The organism is Dactylosporangium vinaceum (genome assembly GCF_019904175.1).
In the GTDB taxonomy this organism is placed as follows: Bacteria; Actinomycetota; Actinomycetes; order Mycobacteriales; family Micromonosporaceae; genus Dactylosporangium; species Dactylosporangium vinaceum.
The window spans coordinates 8,984,818-9,000,157 of sequence record NZ_CP061913.1; the positions used below are offsets into that span (position 1 = coordinate 8,984,818).

Here is a 15,340-nt window from a genome sequence, read left to right on the forward strand (position 1 = left end):
TCCGGGAGGCCGACGCAGCCCACCGCCGGCCGGCCCGTCACCGGGGCGCCGGCGGTGCTCCCGCTGCCGAGGCGCGGTACGAGACGCCGTGCGGGTCCTCGCAGTGCGGGTCGGCGCCGTCGGGATGGTCCGGCGCGGCAAGCGCGTCGGCGTGGTCCACCTGCAGGGTGCTGTGCGTGATGCGGTAGTCCCGCCGCAGCAGATCCTGGATGCCCGCGCGAACGGCGTGGCAGTCGCGGCCCTCGGCGACGAGCACGTGGGCGGACAGGGCCGGCTCGCCCGAGGTGATCTCCCAGACGTGCAGGTCGTGCACCTCGACCACGTCCGGCACCCCGGCCAGCTGGGCCCCGAGCGCCGGCGGGTCGATGCCGGTGGGGGCCGCCTCCAGGAAGATCCGCCCGGAGGCCCGGATCAGCCCGTACCCCGCCTTGAACATCAGCGCCACCACGACAAGCGTGGCGATGGGGTCGGCCCGGCTGAAGCCGGTCAGCAGGATGACGAGGCCGGCGAGGGCCGCGGCGATGAACGCGAACAGGTCGTTGACGACGTGCTGGAACGCTCCCTCGACGTTGAGGCTGGCCCGGTTGGCCCTGGACATCGCCCAGGCCGCGGCCAGGTTGACCGCGATCCCGGCCAGCGCCGTGGCCAGGACCAGGCCGCCGGCCACCGCGGGCGGGTCGATGAGCCGCCGGACCGCCTCGACCGTGAGCCAGACCCCGAGCAGGATCATCGTGAGCCCGTTGGCCTGGGCGGAGAGGATCTCGGCCCGCTTCAGCCCGAACGTGTACCCGCCCTTCGGCGGCCGGGCGGCCAGCCGCATGGCCACCAGCGCGAGCGCGATGGCCCCGGCGTCGGTCAGCATGTGGGCGGCGTCGGAGAGCAGCGCGAGGGACCTGGCGATCAGGCCGACGACGACCTCGCCGGCCATGAACACGCCGATCAGGCCCAGGGCGAGCGTGAGCCAGCGGCGGTCGGCGTCGGCCGACACACCGTGCCCCGCGTGCCCGTGGTCGTCGTGCCCGTGGTCGTGCCCGTGACCGTCGCCCATGTCGCGACCTTCCCGCCGCCCGACTTATGCGTACTCACGCATATGTTACTACACCCGGGCCCGTCACTCGCGGATCGCGGCCATCCGGGCGGCCGGCGTGCGCAGGGCCAGCGCGGCCGGGATCAGCGCGGCGACGAGCGCGACCACCGCGCACACCCCCGCGATGCCGAGCACCTGGTCCCACGGCACCGCCGGCGTCACCGACGAGCCGTAGGTGCGCAGGTTGGGCACCATCGTGAGCAGCATCAGGCCGGTCACGACCGCGGCCAGGATCAGCCCGGCCGCGGTGGCCAGCAGCGCCTCCAGGCCGATCATGCCGAGCACCTGGCGGGGCGTGGTGCCGGCCAGGCGCAGCACGGCGAGGTCGCGCGAGCGGTCCGCGGTGGCCATGACAAGCGTATTGGCGATGGCGATCGTCGTGTAGAGCAGCGCCATCCCCAGCACCGTGAGCAGCGACAGGTCGTTCATGCGGCGCTGGCCCGACTCCTGGCCGGCGAAGTATCCGGCCGGCGTCAGCACTGTGCCCGCCGCCTCCGGGGCCGGGCCGGTGAGCAGGACGGCGTCCGGGTAGCCGGGGCCGAGCGACCACGGCAGCAGCAGCGAGTCGTCGAGGTCGACCGACGGGTCGAGCACGCCGGCGACGCGCAGGTGCACCGGTGTCGAGTCGCTGAGCCAGAAGTCGGCGGTGCTGCCGGCCTGCCAGTGCATCGCCCCGGCCAGGCCGCTGCCGACGACGACTGTGCCCTCGGCCGGCTCGGCGTCGAGCCGCATCACCCGGCCGAGGCCGGGGCCGGAGAAGACCGCGTTGAACTGCTCGGGGGTCTCGTCGGCGTTGACGTACACCAGGCCGTTGGCCACCGGTACTCCCTCGTCGGGCACGCCCACCGGATCGACGACGACACCGGTGGCGGTGAGCCGGGCGGCGGCCGCGTCGGTCTGGGCCCGCCAGATCGTGGCGGTGACGGTGAGCGTGGACGCGGCGATGCCGACGGTGATGAAGATCGGGGCGACGGTCGAGGCGGTGCGGCGCACGGCCGTGCGGGCGCCGTCGCGGGCCAGGGCCGCCGTCACTCCCGGGAGCAGGCGGCCGGCCAGCCAGGCGGCCCCGGGGGCCAGCAGGGGCGCGAACATCGCCACCGCCGTGATCGCCAGGAGCGCGTCGAGCAGTACCAGCGCGATGCCTTCGGGTCCGCGGACGGGGACCCAGATCAGCATGGCCGCGGTGCCGCCCAGGAACGCCAGGCCGAACACCCAGCGCCCGGCGGTCATGACCCGCGTCTCGACGGCCGCGTCGCGCAGGGCCTCGATGGGGCGGACCCGCCCGGCCCGCCGCGCCGCGACCGCCGCACCGGCGAGCGCGACGAGCAGCCCGGTGCCGAACGCGGCAAGCAGCGGCCACCACACGAACCCGGCCGTGAACCCGGGTGGTGCGAAGCCGTTGTCGGCCATGGAGTGCGCGAACGCGGGCGCCGCCCACAGGCCGGCGGCGCAGCCGACGACCCCGGCGATGGAGCCGACGACGACCGCCTCGCCGAGCACCAGCCGGCGGACCTGGCGCGGCGTGGCCCCGGCCGCCCGCAGCAGCGCCAGCTCCCGCCGCCGCTGCTGCACGGCGAACGCGAACGTCCCGGCGACGACGAACACGGCCACGAACGCGGCGACGCCGGCCGTGGTGCCCATGATCGAAGCGGCCACGGCGAGCAGGTCGGCGTCGCCCTGGACCTCGGCCTCGGCCCGCTTGTCGCCGGTGAGCACGCGCGGCCCCGCGCCGACCGCGGCCCGCACCTGCTCGGCCGTCATGCCGCGGACCGCGATGGCGTCGATGCGGCCCTTGGACAGCTCCTCGGCGGCGTGGTCGGTGAGGTAGACGGCCTCGGGGCCGCCGACGGTACGGGACACCGTGAACTCCCGGCCCATGAGGGCGAACCGCTCGCCGGGCCGGTGCGCGCCGCCGGAGACGACGACCTGGGAATCGCTCGGCGGGCCCGAGTCGGCCGGGATGCCGTGCAGCGCGGCCGCGGACCAGGGGTGGGCGCCGCCGGGCAGCCAGCGGTCGACGATCGCGCCGGGCAGCCCGGCCGCCAGGCCGGCCGGCAGCGGCTGGGAGCGCGGGGTGGCGGTGGTGTCGGAGTGCTCGTCCTCGGTGCCCGGCTCGACCTGCACCGTGATGGTGTTGGGGCCGGCCACCACGACGTCGGCAGTGTCGTACCAGACCGGCTTGCGGTCGCCGCCGACGCTCGAGGCGAGCGTGAGGCCGGTGGTGGTCAGCAGGGTGACGCCGAGCGCGACGGCGATGAAGACACCCGCGAACGAGGTCCAGCGGGCCCTTGCCGTCTGCAGCGCGATACCGAACATGGCCGTCACGCCTCCGCAGCGGTCTCGAACGCGGTCTCCAGGGCGGTCATCCGCTCGGCCACCGCCTGCGCGGTCGGCGCCTTCATCTCGGCGACCAGGCGGCCGTCGCCCAGGAACACCACGCGGTCGGCGTGCGAGGCGGCGAACGGGTCGTGGGTGACCATCACGACCGTCTGCCCCTGGGTGTCCACCATGGACCGCAGCAGGGCCAGGACCTCCCGGCCGGTCCGCGAGTCCAGGGCGCCGGTCGGCTCGTCGGCGAAGAGCACGTCGGGCTTGGTGATGATGGCCCGGGCGATCGCGACCCGCTGCTGCTGGCCGCCGGAGAGCTCGGCCGGGCGGTGCCGGGCCCGGTCGGCCAGCCCGACGGTCTGCAGCACGGCCCGCACGTCCTTGCGCGACGGCTTGCGCCCGGCCAGCCGCAGCGGCAGGGCCACGTTCTGCTCGGCGGTCAGCGACGAGAGCAGGTTGAAGGACTGGAACACGAAGCCGATGCGCTCCCGGCGCAGCAGCGTCAGCCCGGTCTCGCTCAGCGTGCCCAGGTCGGTGTCGCCGACCCGGACCGTGCCGGCGGTGGGCCGCTCGAGCCCGGCGGCCGTCTGCAGCAGCGTGGACTTGCCGGACCCGGACGGCCCCATCACGGCCGTGAACGTGCCCCGCGCGAACCCCAGCGTCACCGAGTCCAGCGCGACGACGCTGCCGAACCGCTTCTGTACTCCTTCGAGCGACACGACGTCCTCGGCCGCGCCCCGTGCTTCGGTCATGCATTGATGAAACCGCGTGCGTCAACCCCCTAGCACGCCCGCCGGCGGGCGTCCTTGGGGTAGGGGTAGCCCTACTGCGAGGGCCTGCGGATCAGCCCGGTACGGGGTACACGGTCCACGGGGCCGACTTGATGCCGCCGCGCGAGTCCATGCCGGTCTTGAGCCGCTCGCTCGTCTCGTGCGAGATGCCCGGCGACTCGAACGTGGGGACCTCGACCGCCGTCGCGGTGAACTTCTGCTTGTCGGTCCCCTTGTAGTCCAGCCGCACCACGGCCGGCCCCTGCACGGTCTCGACCAGGAGGAACACGTGGCCCGGCCCGGCGAGCGGCGGTGTGCGGCGGCCGAGGTCGATGCAGCTGCTGACCTGACCGTACGGCGACGACTGGGCGAACAGCGCGCACGCCTGCTGCTCCTGGTCGGCCAGGAACGACGAGCGCTGCGGGAAGCCCACGGCGAACGGTCCACCGCCACACACCAGCACCACCGCCGCGGCCGTGACCGCCGCCCACCCGAGTCGATTCATGTCGACATTGTTAGCAGATATCCGTGCATCCGTAACGCCGTGGGAGGACCTCGGGTCCGAGTCGTACGGCGAGCTGTGGTCGCGCGGGCCGGGCGACCCGCAGCCGTCGGTGACATTCGATCTCGCCGGCTTCTTCGCCGGCACTGAAGATTTCACGATGGGTACCACCGGCGACCCGTGGGCGCAGACGCCGCAGGCCCACGAAAGCGTGACGGGCGGGCCGCGCGGCTCACGGGCCGGTGGCCGCCAGCAGCCCGCCGGTGGGGTCGGCGGCGCCCAGGAGCACCTCGACCGGCACGCCGAGGTCGTCGGCGGCGTCGATGGTGGCCAGGATGGCGCCGACCACGCGCGGATCGAGGCGGGTCGCCCCGCGCAGGTCGATGACTATCGGGTCGGGGCGGTGGTCCAGGAGCGCGGCGACGAGGCTGTGCTGGGCGGCGGGGGCCCAGGAGGCGTCGATCTCGCCCTGGAATCGGATGGCGACGGGGCTGCTGGGGTCGTGCCGCAGGCTGACCGGGGAACTGACGATTGGGGAACTGCTGACCGTTGAACTCTCGTGCGGCACGCCCGCCTCCGAGGTGTCGGTATCTGATGCACCCGCCGCCACATTAACGAACCGGCACAGCCCTGTGAACAACCAATCTGGTAGCGCTCCCATACCGGGCGTCTGACCTGCGGCGGTAATCGTCAGACCTCACGGTCGGCCACATTTCCATCACGCCGTGATAAAAGGTCCCCCGTTCGGCGCCGGTAAGTGACCGATCGACGCTGGGTAGCAGCTCAAGGTTCCATCAACAAGCACTACAGACGCGCATACCGTCCCCACGGTCGTCGAGGATCGCAGGAGGGGTTTGGCGTGTGGAAGGGTCGGTTCGCGATCCTGGCCATTGTCGTGGTCTCACTGATCTGCGGGCTGTCGATGTTCGCGGTACGGGGCGCGAGCAACGACCAGCTCGAGGTGTACTCGTGGTGGACCGGACCCGGTGAGGAGGAGGGCCTGGCCGCGATGGCCAAGTCCTTCGAGGGCACGAATCCGGGCGTGCGGTTCGTCAACGCGGCCGTGTCCGGCGGTGCCGGCTCCAACGCCAAGGCGATCCTGGCCAGCCGCCTGCTGGCCAACGACCCGCCGGACTCCTACCAGCGCCACGCCGGGCTCGAACTGCTCGACGACGTGCGCTCGGGCAAGGTCCAGGACCTCACCGACCTGTACCGCCGGCAGGGCTGGATGAAGGTCTTCCCCAAGGGGCTCATCGACAACCTCACGATCGACGACAAGATCTACGCGGTGCCGGTCAACATCCACAGGGCCAATCTGCTGTGGTACCTGCCCAAGACGCTCCAGGACCTGGGGCTCTCCGGGCCGCCGAAGACCTGGTCCGAGTTCCTGCAGCAGGCCGAGCAGATCAAGGCCAAGGGCAAGGTGGCGCTCGCGGTCGGCCCGGAGTGGACGCAGAAGCACCTCCTGGAGACGGTGCTGCTCGGCGAGCTCGGCGCGGACAAGTACGAGAAGCTCTGGGAGGGGCAGATCAGCTGGCTCTCGCCGGACGTCTCGCGCGCCCTGGACATGTACGCGAAGGTGCTCGCCGTGTCCGACGTGAAGTCCGCGGCCGGGGACTGGCAGCCGCAGCTCGACCGGGTGGTGTCGGGCTCCGCCGTGTACGCGGTGATGGGCGACTGGACCTCGTCGTACCTCGAGCAGACCAAGAACCTGCGCTGGCCGACCGGCTACAGTGCGGCCGCCTCACCCGGCAGCGACGGCGTGTACGACTTCCTGTCCGACACGTTCACGCTGCCCACTGGCGCCCGCCGGCCCGACCTGGCCAAGCAGTGGCTCATCGAGTGCGGCTCGACCGACGGGCAGAACCTGTTCAACCCGCTGAAGGGCTCGATCCCGGCGCGCACCGACGCCGACGCGGGCCTCTACAAGGACTACCTGGCCTGGGCGCTGCAGCAGTGGCGCGACCCGAAGACCCGGATCGTCGGGTCCCTCGCGCACGGCGTGGTGGCGAACAACGCGTACAACGCGGAGATCGACTCGGCGCTGGGCCTGTTCGTGCAGGACGGCGACCAGGGCAAGTTCGCCCGGACCGCCGACGCGCAGTACCGGGAGACGCAATGAACGGCCCCTCCGCTTCGCTCCGTCAATGGGCGCAGCGTCCGGCCCTGTCACCGGAGGTAGTTGCGTGAGCGGTACGGAGCGCAGCGGAGTGGCCGCTCATCAGTGTTACAGCCCGGGGCTCAGGCCGTCACCGGAGCTTGCGGAGGTGGCGGCATGAGCGGTACGGAGCGCAGCGGAGTGGCCGCTCATCAGTGTTACAGCCCGGGGCTCAGGCCGTCACCGGAGCTTGCGGAGGTGGCGGCATGAGCGGTACGGAGCGCAGCGGAGTGGCCGCTCATCAGTGTTACAGCCCGGGGCTCAGGCCGACACCGGAGCTTGCGGAGGTGGCGGCATGAGCCAGCAGGTTGTGCACCGGGCTCGGCACTCCTCCGAGCCGGATCGGCCCGATTTCCGGCCGAAGCAGCGCCGCCCCCGCAAGCAGCGCGGGCCCCGCTGGCTGCCGGGCCTGGTGCTGGTCTCCCCCTCGCTGATCCTCATCGGCGTGTTCGTCTACGGATTCCTGGGCTGGAACGTGCGCGTCTCGTTCACGAACTGGCGCGGGCTGTCCCCGAAGTACCACTTCGTCGGCCTGGACAACTACTTCGGGCTGCTGCGCGACGAGCGGTTCCGGGCCGACATGCGCAACCTGGTCATCTTCACGTTCGTGTTCGTGACGGGCGCGCTGCTGCTCGGGTTCCTGATGGCGATGCTGCTCGACCGGGGCGTGCGCGGCGAGGGCTTCCTGCGCGGCGTGTTCCTGTTCCCGATGGCCATCTCGTTCATCGCCACCGCGATCGTCTGGCGCTGGCTGCTGGACAACGGCGCCGGCGGGGACACGGCCGGGCTCAACAAGCTGCTCGCCGACCTCGGGCTCGGGTTCCTGCGCAGCGACTGGCACAAGTCCGACTCGGTCTGGGCCATCGCGGCCGTGGCGCTGCCGGCGGGGTGGGCGCTGTCGGGGTACGTCATGGCGCTCTTCCTGGCGGGTATGCGCGGCGTCAACGAGACCCTGCGCGAGTCGGCCCGCATGGACGGGGCGAGCGAGACCCAGGTCTTCTGGCACGTCGTGCGCCCGGCCCTGCGCCCGGTCACGTTCAGCGCCCTGTTGATCATGATTCACATCTCGCTGAAGACGTTCGACCTGCTCTACGCGCTCGACCAGGGCAACCTGCGCATCGACACGCCGTCGCTGTACATGTGGTTCACCACGTTCGACGGCGGCTTCTACGACCGCGGCGCCACGATCGCCACGGTCCTGCTCCTCGGGGTGGCCCTGGTGGTCGGCCCCTACGTCTGGTACAGCCTGCGCTCGGAACGGCGGTAACCGGCCCATGAGTCGTCCGATGGTGCGCGCCACCGCCGTCATCCCCCAGGCCGCCCGGCCCACCCGGCTGCCCCAGCCCGGCGAGACGCCCGAGCGGGAGATGCCGCGCTGGCAGCGCCCGGGGCCGGTGCGCACGACGCTGCGGTACATCATCCTGTGGGCGCTTGCCGCGTTCTTCCTCATGCCCGTCTACGTGCTGATCGTGACAAGCTTCAAGAACCCGGCCGACGTCTCGGTCACCCGGATCTGGGAGCTGCCGACGAGCCTCTCGTTCGACAACTTCGGCGCGGTGCTGCCGAAGCTCTCCTCCGGCTTCCGCAACTCGCTGGCCCTGTCGATCCCGGCCAGCCTCATCTCGGCCCTGCTCGGCTGCGCCAACGGGTTCGTGCTGTCGAAGTTTCGCTTCCCGCTGTCGAACGTGGTGTTCCCGCTGATCCTGTTCGGCATCTTCGTGCCCTACCAGGCCGTGATCATCCCGGTCTCGCAGACCATGACCGGCCTCGGCCTGCGCGGCTCCGGCGACGCGACAGGCGGCCTGCTCGGCCTGATGCTGATCCACATCATCTACGGCCTGCCGATCACGACCCTGATCTTCCGCAACCACTTCGTCTCGCTGCCCGACGCCCTGCTGGAGTCGGCCCGCCTGGACGGCGCGGGGGTCCTGCGGACCTGGGTGGATCTGGCGGTACCGCTGGCGAAGCCGGCCTTCGCGGTCGCCGTCATCTGGCAGTTCACGTCGACCTGGAACGACTTCATGTTCGGCGCGATGATGACCAACCGCGACTCCTGGCCGGTCACCATCGCCCTGAACAACGTGGCCGGCGGCCAGTCGGTCCCCTTCGGCCAGGCCATGGCCGGCGCCCTGCTGGTGAGCCTGCCGACCCTGGCCATCTACGTGCTCCTGGGCCGCTTCTTCATGCGCGGCCTGCTGGCCGGCACCCTGCAGGAGCGTTAGTACTGCAACGGCACTTCGGGTGGGGTTTGTCCGCGTCGGTGGTAGTGGCTGACGCGGGCTTGCCATTGGCGGTGTCGGCGGTGGTAGGACCAGGCCAGGACGTGGTCGGGGTTGGTGCGGCGCGTCAGGGTGAATGCCAGGAGCAGGCGTCGTACCTCGGGTACGGTCAGCGCGATCAGCATGTCTGTTGCGGGGTTGGGTTTGCTTGTGCGGCGAGGGTTCCGGCGGCGGTGAGCAGGGCGTGGGTGGCCATGGACAGGGTGATGTGGGCGTACCAGGCGCGCCAGTCCCGGACTTGGTGCTGATCCAGGCCGGCTTGGTTCTTGGCTTGTTGGAAGCATTCCGCGACCGGCCAGCGGTGCCCGGCGATCTGCGCGAGGCGGGTGAGGGTGGTGCGGGCCGGGGCGTAGCAGTGGTAGTAGGCGATGTCGGTGGGGTCGCTGATCGAACGGCGGGCCAGGACCCAGTGCCCGAACCCGTACGACCATTCGGGTCGCACGTCGAGGCGGGCCCAGTCGTAGAACCGCTGCCCGTGCGCGCCCGGGCCGCAGCTGATCCGTTTCCACTTTGCCGCCGGGAGCGTGGCGAGATCTGCCACGCACACAACCTCGCGCCAGTCCCGGCCGGGTGCTGTGTCATCGCAGCGGGTCGCCAGGACATAGGCGATCTGCTGGTCTTCCAGCCACAGCCGCAGATACGGCACCTGGCCGTTCAGGATGCGGGCGCGGCCGAAGAGTTGGGCGCCGCGGCTGCTGGCCAGGCTTACCAGTGGGGCGAAGACGCCGATGGAGACGCGGGGGTCGGTGGCGATGTTGCGCATCTTCGGGGAGCGGAGAGCGGCGGTGAAGCAGACGGCGAGGCCCTGCGGGTAGTAGCGCACGGGGGTTCGCCAGGGGACCGTCGGGGCCGGTCGTCGCCAGGACGCACATGTTCTGCGAGGACAGCAGGTTGAGGATGCGCTCCTCGAGGCGGCCGCGGTCCAGGGGTTGCTGCGGGGCCGGGCCGGTCAGCCAGGGGTTGGTCAGCGCCATGCCCGACCCGAAGTCAGCGCAGGGTCAGGCGCAGCACGCGGTCGTCGTCCGGGGCCGGGCCCTTGTCGTTGCGGCCGTCGCGGTTCGAGGTGGTGATCCAGACGCTGCCGTCCGGGGCGGTCACCGCGGCTCGCAGGCGGCCGTACCGCTCGGTCAGCGCCTCCATCGGCCGTGCGGCCACGCCCACGCCGGTGCGCCACTGGACGGGGGTGGCGGACGAGGTGGTGGGGGAGGCGGCCGGTGCGGGGGTCCGCCCCAGCGGCACGAGGTAGATGCGCTGGCCGCGCAGGCAGGTCACGACCGCTGTCGAGCCGACCACGGCCACGCCGGCGCTCACGCCGACCTCCGGGTGCCAGGCGACGACCGGGTCCACGTAGCGCGGGTTGCCGCCGATGCCCTCGACCGCCGGCCAGCCGTAGTCGGCGCCGGGGCGGATGATGTTCAGTTCGTCCCACACCGCTTCGCCGATCTCCGCCGAATACAGCGTGCCGTTGGCGTCCCAGGCCAGGCCCTCCGGATTGCGGTGGCCGTAGGACCACACGAGCGAGTGCGGGAACGGGTTGCCGCGGGCCGGCTTGCCGTCCGGCGTCATCCGCAGGATCTTGCCGCCCAGGCTGTCCAGGCGCTGCGCCTCCTCCGTGTGGGAGGCGTCGCCGGTCGTCGCGTACAGGTAGCCGTCGGGCCCGAAGGCCAGGCGGCCGCCGTCGTGGATGCCGCCCTTGGGGATGCCCGTGACGATGGGCTGGGGGCGGGAGTGGCCGTCCAGGCGCAGCCGCGCGATCCGGTTGTCGATCGACGTCGTGTAGAAGACGAAGACCGTCTTGTTCACCTTGTACTGCGGGGAGACCGCGATCCCGAGGAGTCCTCCCTCGTTGTCGGCGGTGGCCTCGGTGATGCGCGTCAGCGGCGAGACGGTGCCGGTGGGCGCCACGCGCACGATCCGCCGCGTCCGGCGCTCGGTCACCAGCGCGCTGCCGTCGGGCAGGAACGCGAGGCCCCACGGAATGTCCAGGTGCCGTGCGATCGTCGCCACGCCCACCAGGCCGTCGGCGCGGCCCGAGGGGTCGGCCGGGGCGTGGCGGAAGTCGGTCGGGTCGGCGACGGGCCGGTCGCGGCCCGCCGCCCGGGCCGGTGAACACCCGGCCAGCAGGCACATCGTCAGCAGCGCAATCCCGGTTCGGCGCACGCAGGCCATCGTGCACCGAACCGGGGTGAGCCGGCCTCACGTCACGAGGAGTACACCTCCAGCTCCGACAGCTGCCCCGCGGGCCATCCGGTGTTGCCGGTGACGGTGATCCGCAGGTTGCGCACCCCGGCCGCGGGGAACGTCAGCGTGACGGTGTTGCCGGTGGCGGGGTCGAAGGCGCAGGCGCGGCTCGCGACGAGGGTGGCTCCGGAGGTGAAGTCGGTGACGGTGACGGTCTCGGTGCGGGCCGCCCACGCGGTGGCGGGCGGCAGGCGCAGGACCACCCGGCTCACCGCGGTCGTCGCGCCCAGGTCGACCTGGATCCACTGCGGGAACGCGTTGTTCGCGCTCTCCCAGTAGGTGTCGGCGCTGCCGTCCACCGCGTTGCCGGCCCCGTAGTTCTGCGTGTTCGACGACTGCGTCACCGGTTTACGCAGCGCCAGGTTGGTGGCGGTGACCGCCACGCCGGTCCCGGAGAGGGCCGATGTCACCTCGGCGTTGGCGGCGGTACTGCGAACGCTGAGCGTCCCCGTGCGGCTCCCGGCCGCGCTGGGGTGGAACGTGACGGTGGCCGTGCAGTTGGCGCCCGCGGCGATGGTGGTGCCGCAGGTCGTGGTGACGGTGAAGTCACCGGTCGCCGTGACGGACTGGACAGTGGCCGGTGCGCTGCCGGTGTTGGTGACAGTGACCGTCTGCCAGTCGCTGTTCGTGTTGACGGCCGTGTCGGCGAAGTGCACCGACGTGGGGCTCAGCGCCAGCGTGGCCGTCCCGCCGCCGGTGCCGTACACCTCGAAGGAGGACAGCTGCCCGGCCGGCCAGCCGGTGTTGCCGGTGATGCTCAGCCGCACATAGCGGGCCGTGACCGTGGCGAAGGAGGCGCTCGCCGTGTTGCCGGTGGCCGGGTCGAACAGGTAGTCGGCGGCCCCGGCCGCGGTGCTCCACTGCGCACCGTCCACACTCGACAGTACGGTCAGGGTCTCCCGGCGGGCGGCCCAGGCGGCCTGGGGCGGGAGGCGCAGCGTTACCTTGCCGACGCTCGCCGCCGCGCCCAGGTCGACCTGGATCCACTGCGGGAACGCGTTGTTGGCGCTCTCCCAGTAGGAGTTCGCGTCGGTGTCGGTCACGTTCGCGGCCGGGTAGCCGCCCTGGGTGGACTGGGCGGTCACGGGGCGGCCGGCGGCCAGGTCGGTGGAGCTGACCGGGGGTACGCCGGTGCCCGTGAGCTGCACCGCGACCGCCCCCTGACCGTCGTCGCCGGTGATGGAGTACACCGCCGACTGGGCGCCCTGGGCGGTCGGGGAGAACGTGACGGTCTGGTGGATGACGTCACCGGGCGACAGCTGCTGGCCCTCGGAGACGGGGGTCGCCGTGTTGAACGCACCGACCGGCGGCGCCGCCTTCGTCAACGTCAGCGTGATGTTGCCCGTGTTGGCGATGTCGAAGGTCTGGGTCGCGGTGGTACCGACCGTCACGGACCCGAACGCGACCGGATTCGGCGTGATGGTGAGGTGGGCGGCCCCGACGACGGCCGTACCGCTGAGCGGCACCGTCACCGGCCCGGCCGAGCTGGTGACCGTGAGCGAGCCGGACTGGGTGCCGGCCGCGGTCGGGGCGTACTGCACGGACACGGCGACCGACGCGCCGGCCGCGATCGTCGTGCCGTTGGCGGGCATCCCGGTGACGGTGAACGGCGCCGCGGGCGGTGTCGAGCCGGTGACGGTGACAGCGCTCGTGCCCGTGTTGGTGATGCTGATGCCGAGGGTCTTCGCCGCCCCCGTCGGGACGGTGCCGAACGACAGCGACGCCGGGGTGGCGCCGAGGCCGGGCCGGGTGCCGGTGCCGTGCAGGTCGAGCGCGACGGTGCCCGCGTCGGTGGTGAACGTCAGGCTGCCGGTCGCGCCGCCGGTCGCCGACGGCGTGAACCGGACCGGGACGGCCAGGGTCTGGCCCGCGCTCAGGCTCACCGGCAGCGCGGGCGGCGTGGTGGCGAACGGCGCGGCCGCGGTGACCGCGGTGATCCGCACGGCCCTGGTCGCGGTGACGGTGACCGTCGCGCTCGCGGTGCTGCCGACGGCGACGCTGCCGAAGTCGGTCGGCGGTGCGCTCAGCGCGGCGGTCGTCGGGCGGCCGAAGCCGAGGATCCGCCCGTCGCGGTTGCCGACGTACACCCGGCCGTTGTCGCTCGCGGGCACCGCGAACTTCGCGGCCGTGCCGATCGGGGCCGAGTACCGAAGATGCAGCTGTCCGCCTGCCGGCAGGGCGTCGTAGGCCCGCAGCTGCCCGTTGGCGCCGGTGGAGCCGTCGCTGTAGACGGCCCAGACGATCGCCGAGCCCGAGGTCGTGCCGGAGGAGGTGACGATCGGCGATCCGGAGGTGTACCCGAAGGTCGCCGGACTCGTCGCGGCGGCGGTCAGGGTGGGCAGGCCGGAGCCGTTGACGCCGTACTTGAAGGCGCGCAGGAAGCCCTGGTTCTCGACCTGGTACACGTAGCCGCCGTCGCCGCCCCACACCGCGGGGTGGCCCCAGACGCCGCTGTAGGGCCCGGCCGGCGGGACGAGGGAGGCGTCGGTGCCCCCCGGCCCCTGGGCCATCCCGCCCAGATTGTCGCGGTCGAGCAGGTACACCCGGCCGTCTTTCCCGGTCTGGACGAGCAGGTGCGGGTGGGCGGCGGTGCCGAAGGCGGCGGGGAGGGCGACCGGGCCGCCGGAGCCGAAGTCGGTGTCGTCCTGGTCGAGCTTGCCGTTGTTGGCCGGGCTGAAGAAGTCGCGGGCGGCGAGCGAGCCGTCGCCGTTGACCTGCAGGCGGATCACGGACTCGGCGAGGGTGCCGGGCGGGCTGGTCCCCGGGCCGGGCGCCGGTGACACGCCGTTGCCGGTGGCCACGATGATCCGGCCGGAGCCGTCGGAGACCAGGCCGCCCCCGGACTGCCAGATGCCGCCCATGCCTGTCGAGCGGCCGGCCTCGGTGGACCACAGCGTCGACATGGCGGGCGTGGTCGTCCTGACGCCGGCGACGTACCCGACGTACGGCCCGTAGTCACAGTGGCTCGCGAACCCCGCGTACACGACGCCGTCGAGCAGCAGCAGGCCCGGCCGCTGCGCGGCGGTCTTCGGGTTGAACGTATTGGACGGGTCGTTCGTCGGCGTCCCCTGGATCGTCACCGGCCAGCCGGAGCGCTCGGCCCCGGTCGCCGGGTTGATGGAGTGCATGTAGAAGTGCGGATGGTTGGCGTCCGCGCCGTCGTTGACCTTCGCCGTGAAGAACACCGACTGGGTCGCCGGGTCGTACACGGGCGTGCTGGTGATCCCGATGTTCGGCACCAGGTCCCCGCAGCCGATGGCCGACGCCGGCCAGGCCGGTCCGACACTGCGTGACCAGACGATCGCCCCGGTCTGCGGGTTGAGCCCGTAGATCCAGTTGTTCTCGGTCGCGGCGATGAGCGTGCCGCCCGCGACGATCGGCTGGGCGTAGACCTGCCCGTTGAGGTCGGTGGCGAAGAGCTGCCCGAAGTCGGCCGCGGAGACCGCCGACGGCCCGAGCGCGGGCTCATTGGCATCCCAGCCGGTGCGCAGGTTGTCGACGGACGCGGTCGTGACGTCCGCACCCGCCGGCCCGGCGACAAGCGTGACGGCGCCGATGGCCAGCAGCGGCGAGAGGAGGGCGGTGACCAGGCGGCGGCGCGCGAGGCCGGCGGGCCGGGCGCCGGCGCGCAACGGCGGGGCGGCGCCGTCGGCCGGGCGGTTCGCGGCGGCGGTGTGCCGGGCGCCGGTGCTGCGCGACATATCGGATTTTTCGCCCGACGGGGTATTCGCGGCTTGTAGGAGCTTTGCCATGACGGCTCCAGGGAGGGGTGGGGGTGGCGCCAGGGGCTGATCCGCAGGGGTCGATTGGATCAGCACCGTAACGCCATCGACATCTGTGCGCAAGATGCCAACGAATGCCAGAAATATTTGCAAGCATGGCTGCAAAAGCCGCCGGACTCGCGTTGTGACAGTCCACCGTCCGTGCGGGTTACAGATCGTTACCCGTATGTGCCGGATGGGTATGACACTCGAA

Annotated in this window: 10 protein-coding genes and 2 pseudogenes; 3 read left to right on the top strand and 9 right to left on the bottom strand. The window is 72.1% G+C overall.

Features of this window, described 5'->3' with window-relative positions; translation table 11 throughout:
- Window positions 1–37 precede the first annotated feature (37 nt).
- The 5 genes from Dvina_RS40225 to Dvina_RS40245 form a co-directional block, all read right to left on the bottom strand.
- Window positions 38–1,048 (bottom strand): cation diffusion facilitator family transporter, encoded by a 1,011-nt coding sequence (locus Dvina_RS40225; protein ID WP_223095269.1) that lies wholly within the window; start codon window positions 1,046–1,048, stop codon window positions 38–40.
- A 63-nt stretch (window positions 1,049–1,111) separates the two neighbouring features.
- Window positions 1,112–3,403: an ABC transporter permease gene (locus Dvina_RS40230; protein WP_223095271.1), complete on the bottom strand. Its 2,292-nt coding sequence runs from the start codon at window positions 3,401–3,403 to the stop codon at window positions 1,112–1,114.
- Between the two features lie 5 nt (window positions 3,404–3,408).
- On the bottom strand, window positions 3,409–4,167 hold the full coding sequence (locus tag Dvina_RS40235) for an ABC transporter ATP-binding protein (protein WP_223095273.1): 759 nt from the start codon (window positions 4,165–4,167) through the stop codon (window positions 3,409–3,411).
- A 91-nt stretch (window positions 4,168–4,258) separates the two neighbouring features.
- Window positions 4,259–4,690, bottom strand: a complete 432-nt coding sequence (locus Dvina_RS40240) for a hypothetical protein (protein ID WP_223095274.1) — start codon at window positions 4,688–4,690, stop codon at window positions 4,259–4,261.
- Window positions 4,691–4,919: 229 nt separating this feature from the next.
- Window positions 4,920–5,255, bottom strand: a complete 336-nt coding sequence (locus Dvina_RS40245; protein WP_223095276.1) for an STAS domain-containing protein — start codon at window positions 5,253–5,255, stop codon at window positions 4,920–4,922.
- Between the two features lie 291 nt (window positions 5,256–5,546).
- Here Dvina_RS40245 and Dvina_RS40250 point away from each other — a divergent pair, with 291 nt between their 5' ends.
- The 3 genes from Dvina_RS40250 to Dvina_RS40260 all read left to right on the top strand — a co-directional run bounded on the left by Dvina_RS40250 (window position 5,547) and on the right by Dvina_RS40260 (window position 9,067).
- Window positions 5,547–6,809, top strand: coding sequence for an ABC transporter substrate-binding protein (locus Dvina_RS40250; protein ID WP_223095278.1), 1,263 nt, complete (start codon window positions 5,547–5,549; stop codon window positions 6,807–6,809).
- Window positions 6,810–7,140: 331 nt separating this feature from the next.
- Entirely contained in the window at window positions 7,141–8,112 is a 972-nt protein-coding gene (locus Dvina_RS40255; RefSeq protein ID WP_223095280.1) for a carbohydrate ABC transporter permease, read from the top strand.
- Between the two features lie 7 nt (window positions 8,113–8,119).
- Entirely contained in the window at window positions 8,120–9,067 is a 948-nt protein-coding gene (locus tag Dvina_RS40260) for a carbohydrate ABC transporter permease (protein WP_246655625.1), read from the top strand.
- A 175-nt stretch (window positions 9,068–9,242) separates the two neighbouring features.
- On the opposite strand, the pseudogene Dvina_RS54805 reads toward Dvina_RS40260, so the two are convergent.
- The 4 genes and pseudogenes from Dvina_RS54805 to Dvina_RS40275 form a co-directional block, all read right to left on the bottom strand.
- A pseudogene (locus Dvina_RS54805) lies at window positions 9,243–9,776 on the bottom strand (IS701 family transposase); the annotation flags it as partial.
- Window positions 9,765–10,098 (bottom strand): annotated as a pseudogene (locus tag Dvina_RS40265) (pyridoxamine 5'-phosphate oxidase family protein); the annotation flags it as partial. The pseudogenes Dvina_RS40265 and Dvina_RS54805, both read right to left, overlap by 12 nt.
- Before the next feature lie 13 nt (window positions 10,099–10,111).
- Window positions 10,112–11,293, bottom strand: coding sequence for a PQQ-dependent sugar dehydrogenase (locus tag Dvina_RS40270; protein WP_223095282.1), 1,182 nt, complete (start codon window positions 11,291–11,293; stop codon window positions 10,112–10,114).
- A 32-nt stretch (window positions 11,294–11,325) separates the two neighbouring features.
- Window positions 11,326–15,066, bottom strand: coding sequence for a choice-of-anchor D domain-containing protein (locus Dvina_RS40275; protein ID WP_223095284.1), 3,741 nt, complete (start codon window positions 15,064–15,066; stop codon window positions 11,326–11,328).
- Window positions 15,067–15,340 lie beyond the last annotated feature (274 nt).

What these genes read in the sequence shown, in the direction of transcription:
- Dvina_RS40225 (WP_223095269.1), bottom strand. Translation starts at nt 1,048, where the DNA reads ATGGGCGACGGTCACGGGCACGACCACGGGCACGACGACCACGGGCAC.
- Dvina_RS40230 (WP_223095271.1), bottom strand. Translation starts at nt 3,403, where the DNA reads ATGTTCGGTATCGCGCTGCAGACGGCAAGGGCCCGCTGGACCTCGTTC.
- Dvina_RS40235 (WP_223095273.1), bottom strand. Translation starts at nt 4,167, where the DNA reads ATGACCGAAGCACGGGGCGCGGCCGAGGACGTCGTGTCGCTCGAAGGA.
- Dvina_RS40240 (WP_223095274.1), bottom strand. Translation starts at nt 4,690, where the DNA reads ATGAATCGACTCGGGTGGGCGGCGGTCACGGCCGCGGCGGTGGTGCTG.
- Dvina_RS40255 (WP_223095280.1), top strand. Translation starts at nt 7,141, where the DNA reads ATGAGCCAGCAGGTTGTGCACCGGGCTCGGCACTCCTCCGAGCCGGAT.
- Dvina_RS40260 (WP_246655625.1), top strand. Translation starts at nt 8,120, where the DNA reads ATGAGTCGTCCGATGGTGCGCGCCACCGCCGTCATCCCCCAGGCCGCC.
- Dvina_RS40270 (WP_223095282.1), bottom strand. Translation starts at nt 11,293, where the DNA reads ATGGCCTGCGTGCGCCGAACCGGGATTGCGCTGCTGACGATGTGCCTG.
- Dvina_RS40275 (WP_223095284.1), bottom strand. Translation starts at nt 15,066, where the DNA reads ATGTCGCGCAGCACCGGCGCCCGGCACACCGCCGCCGCGAACCGCCCG.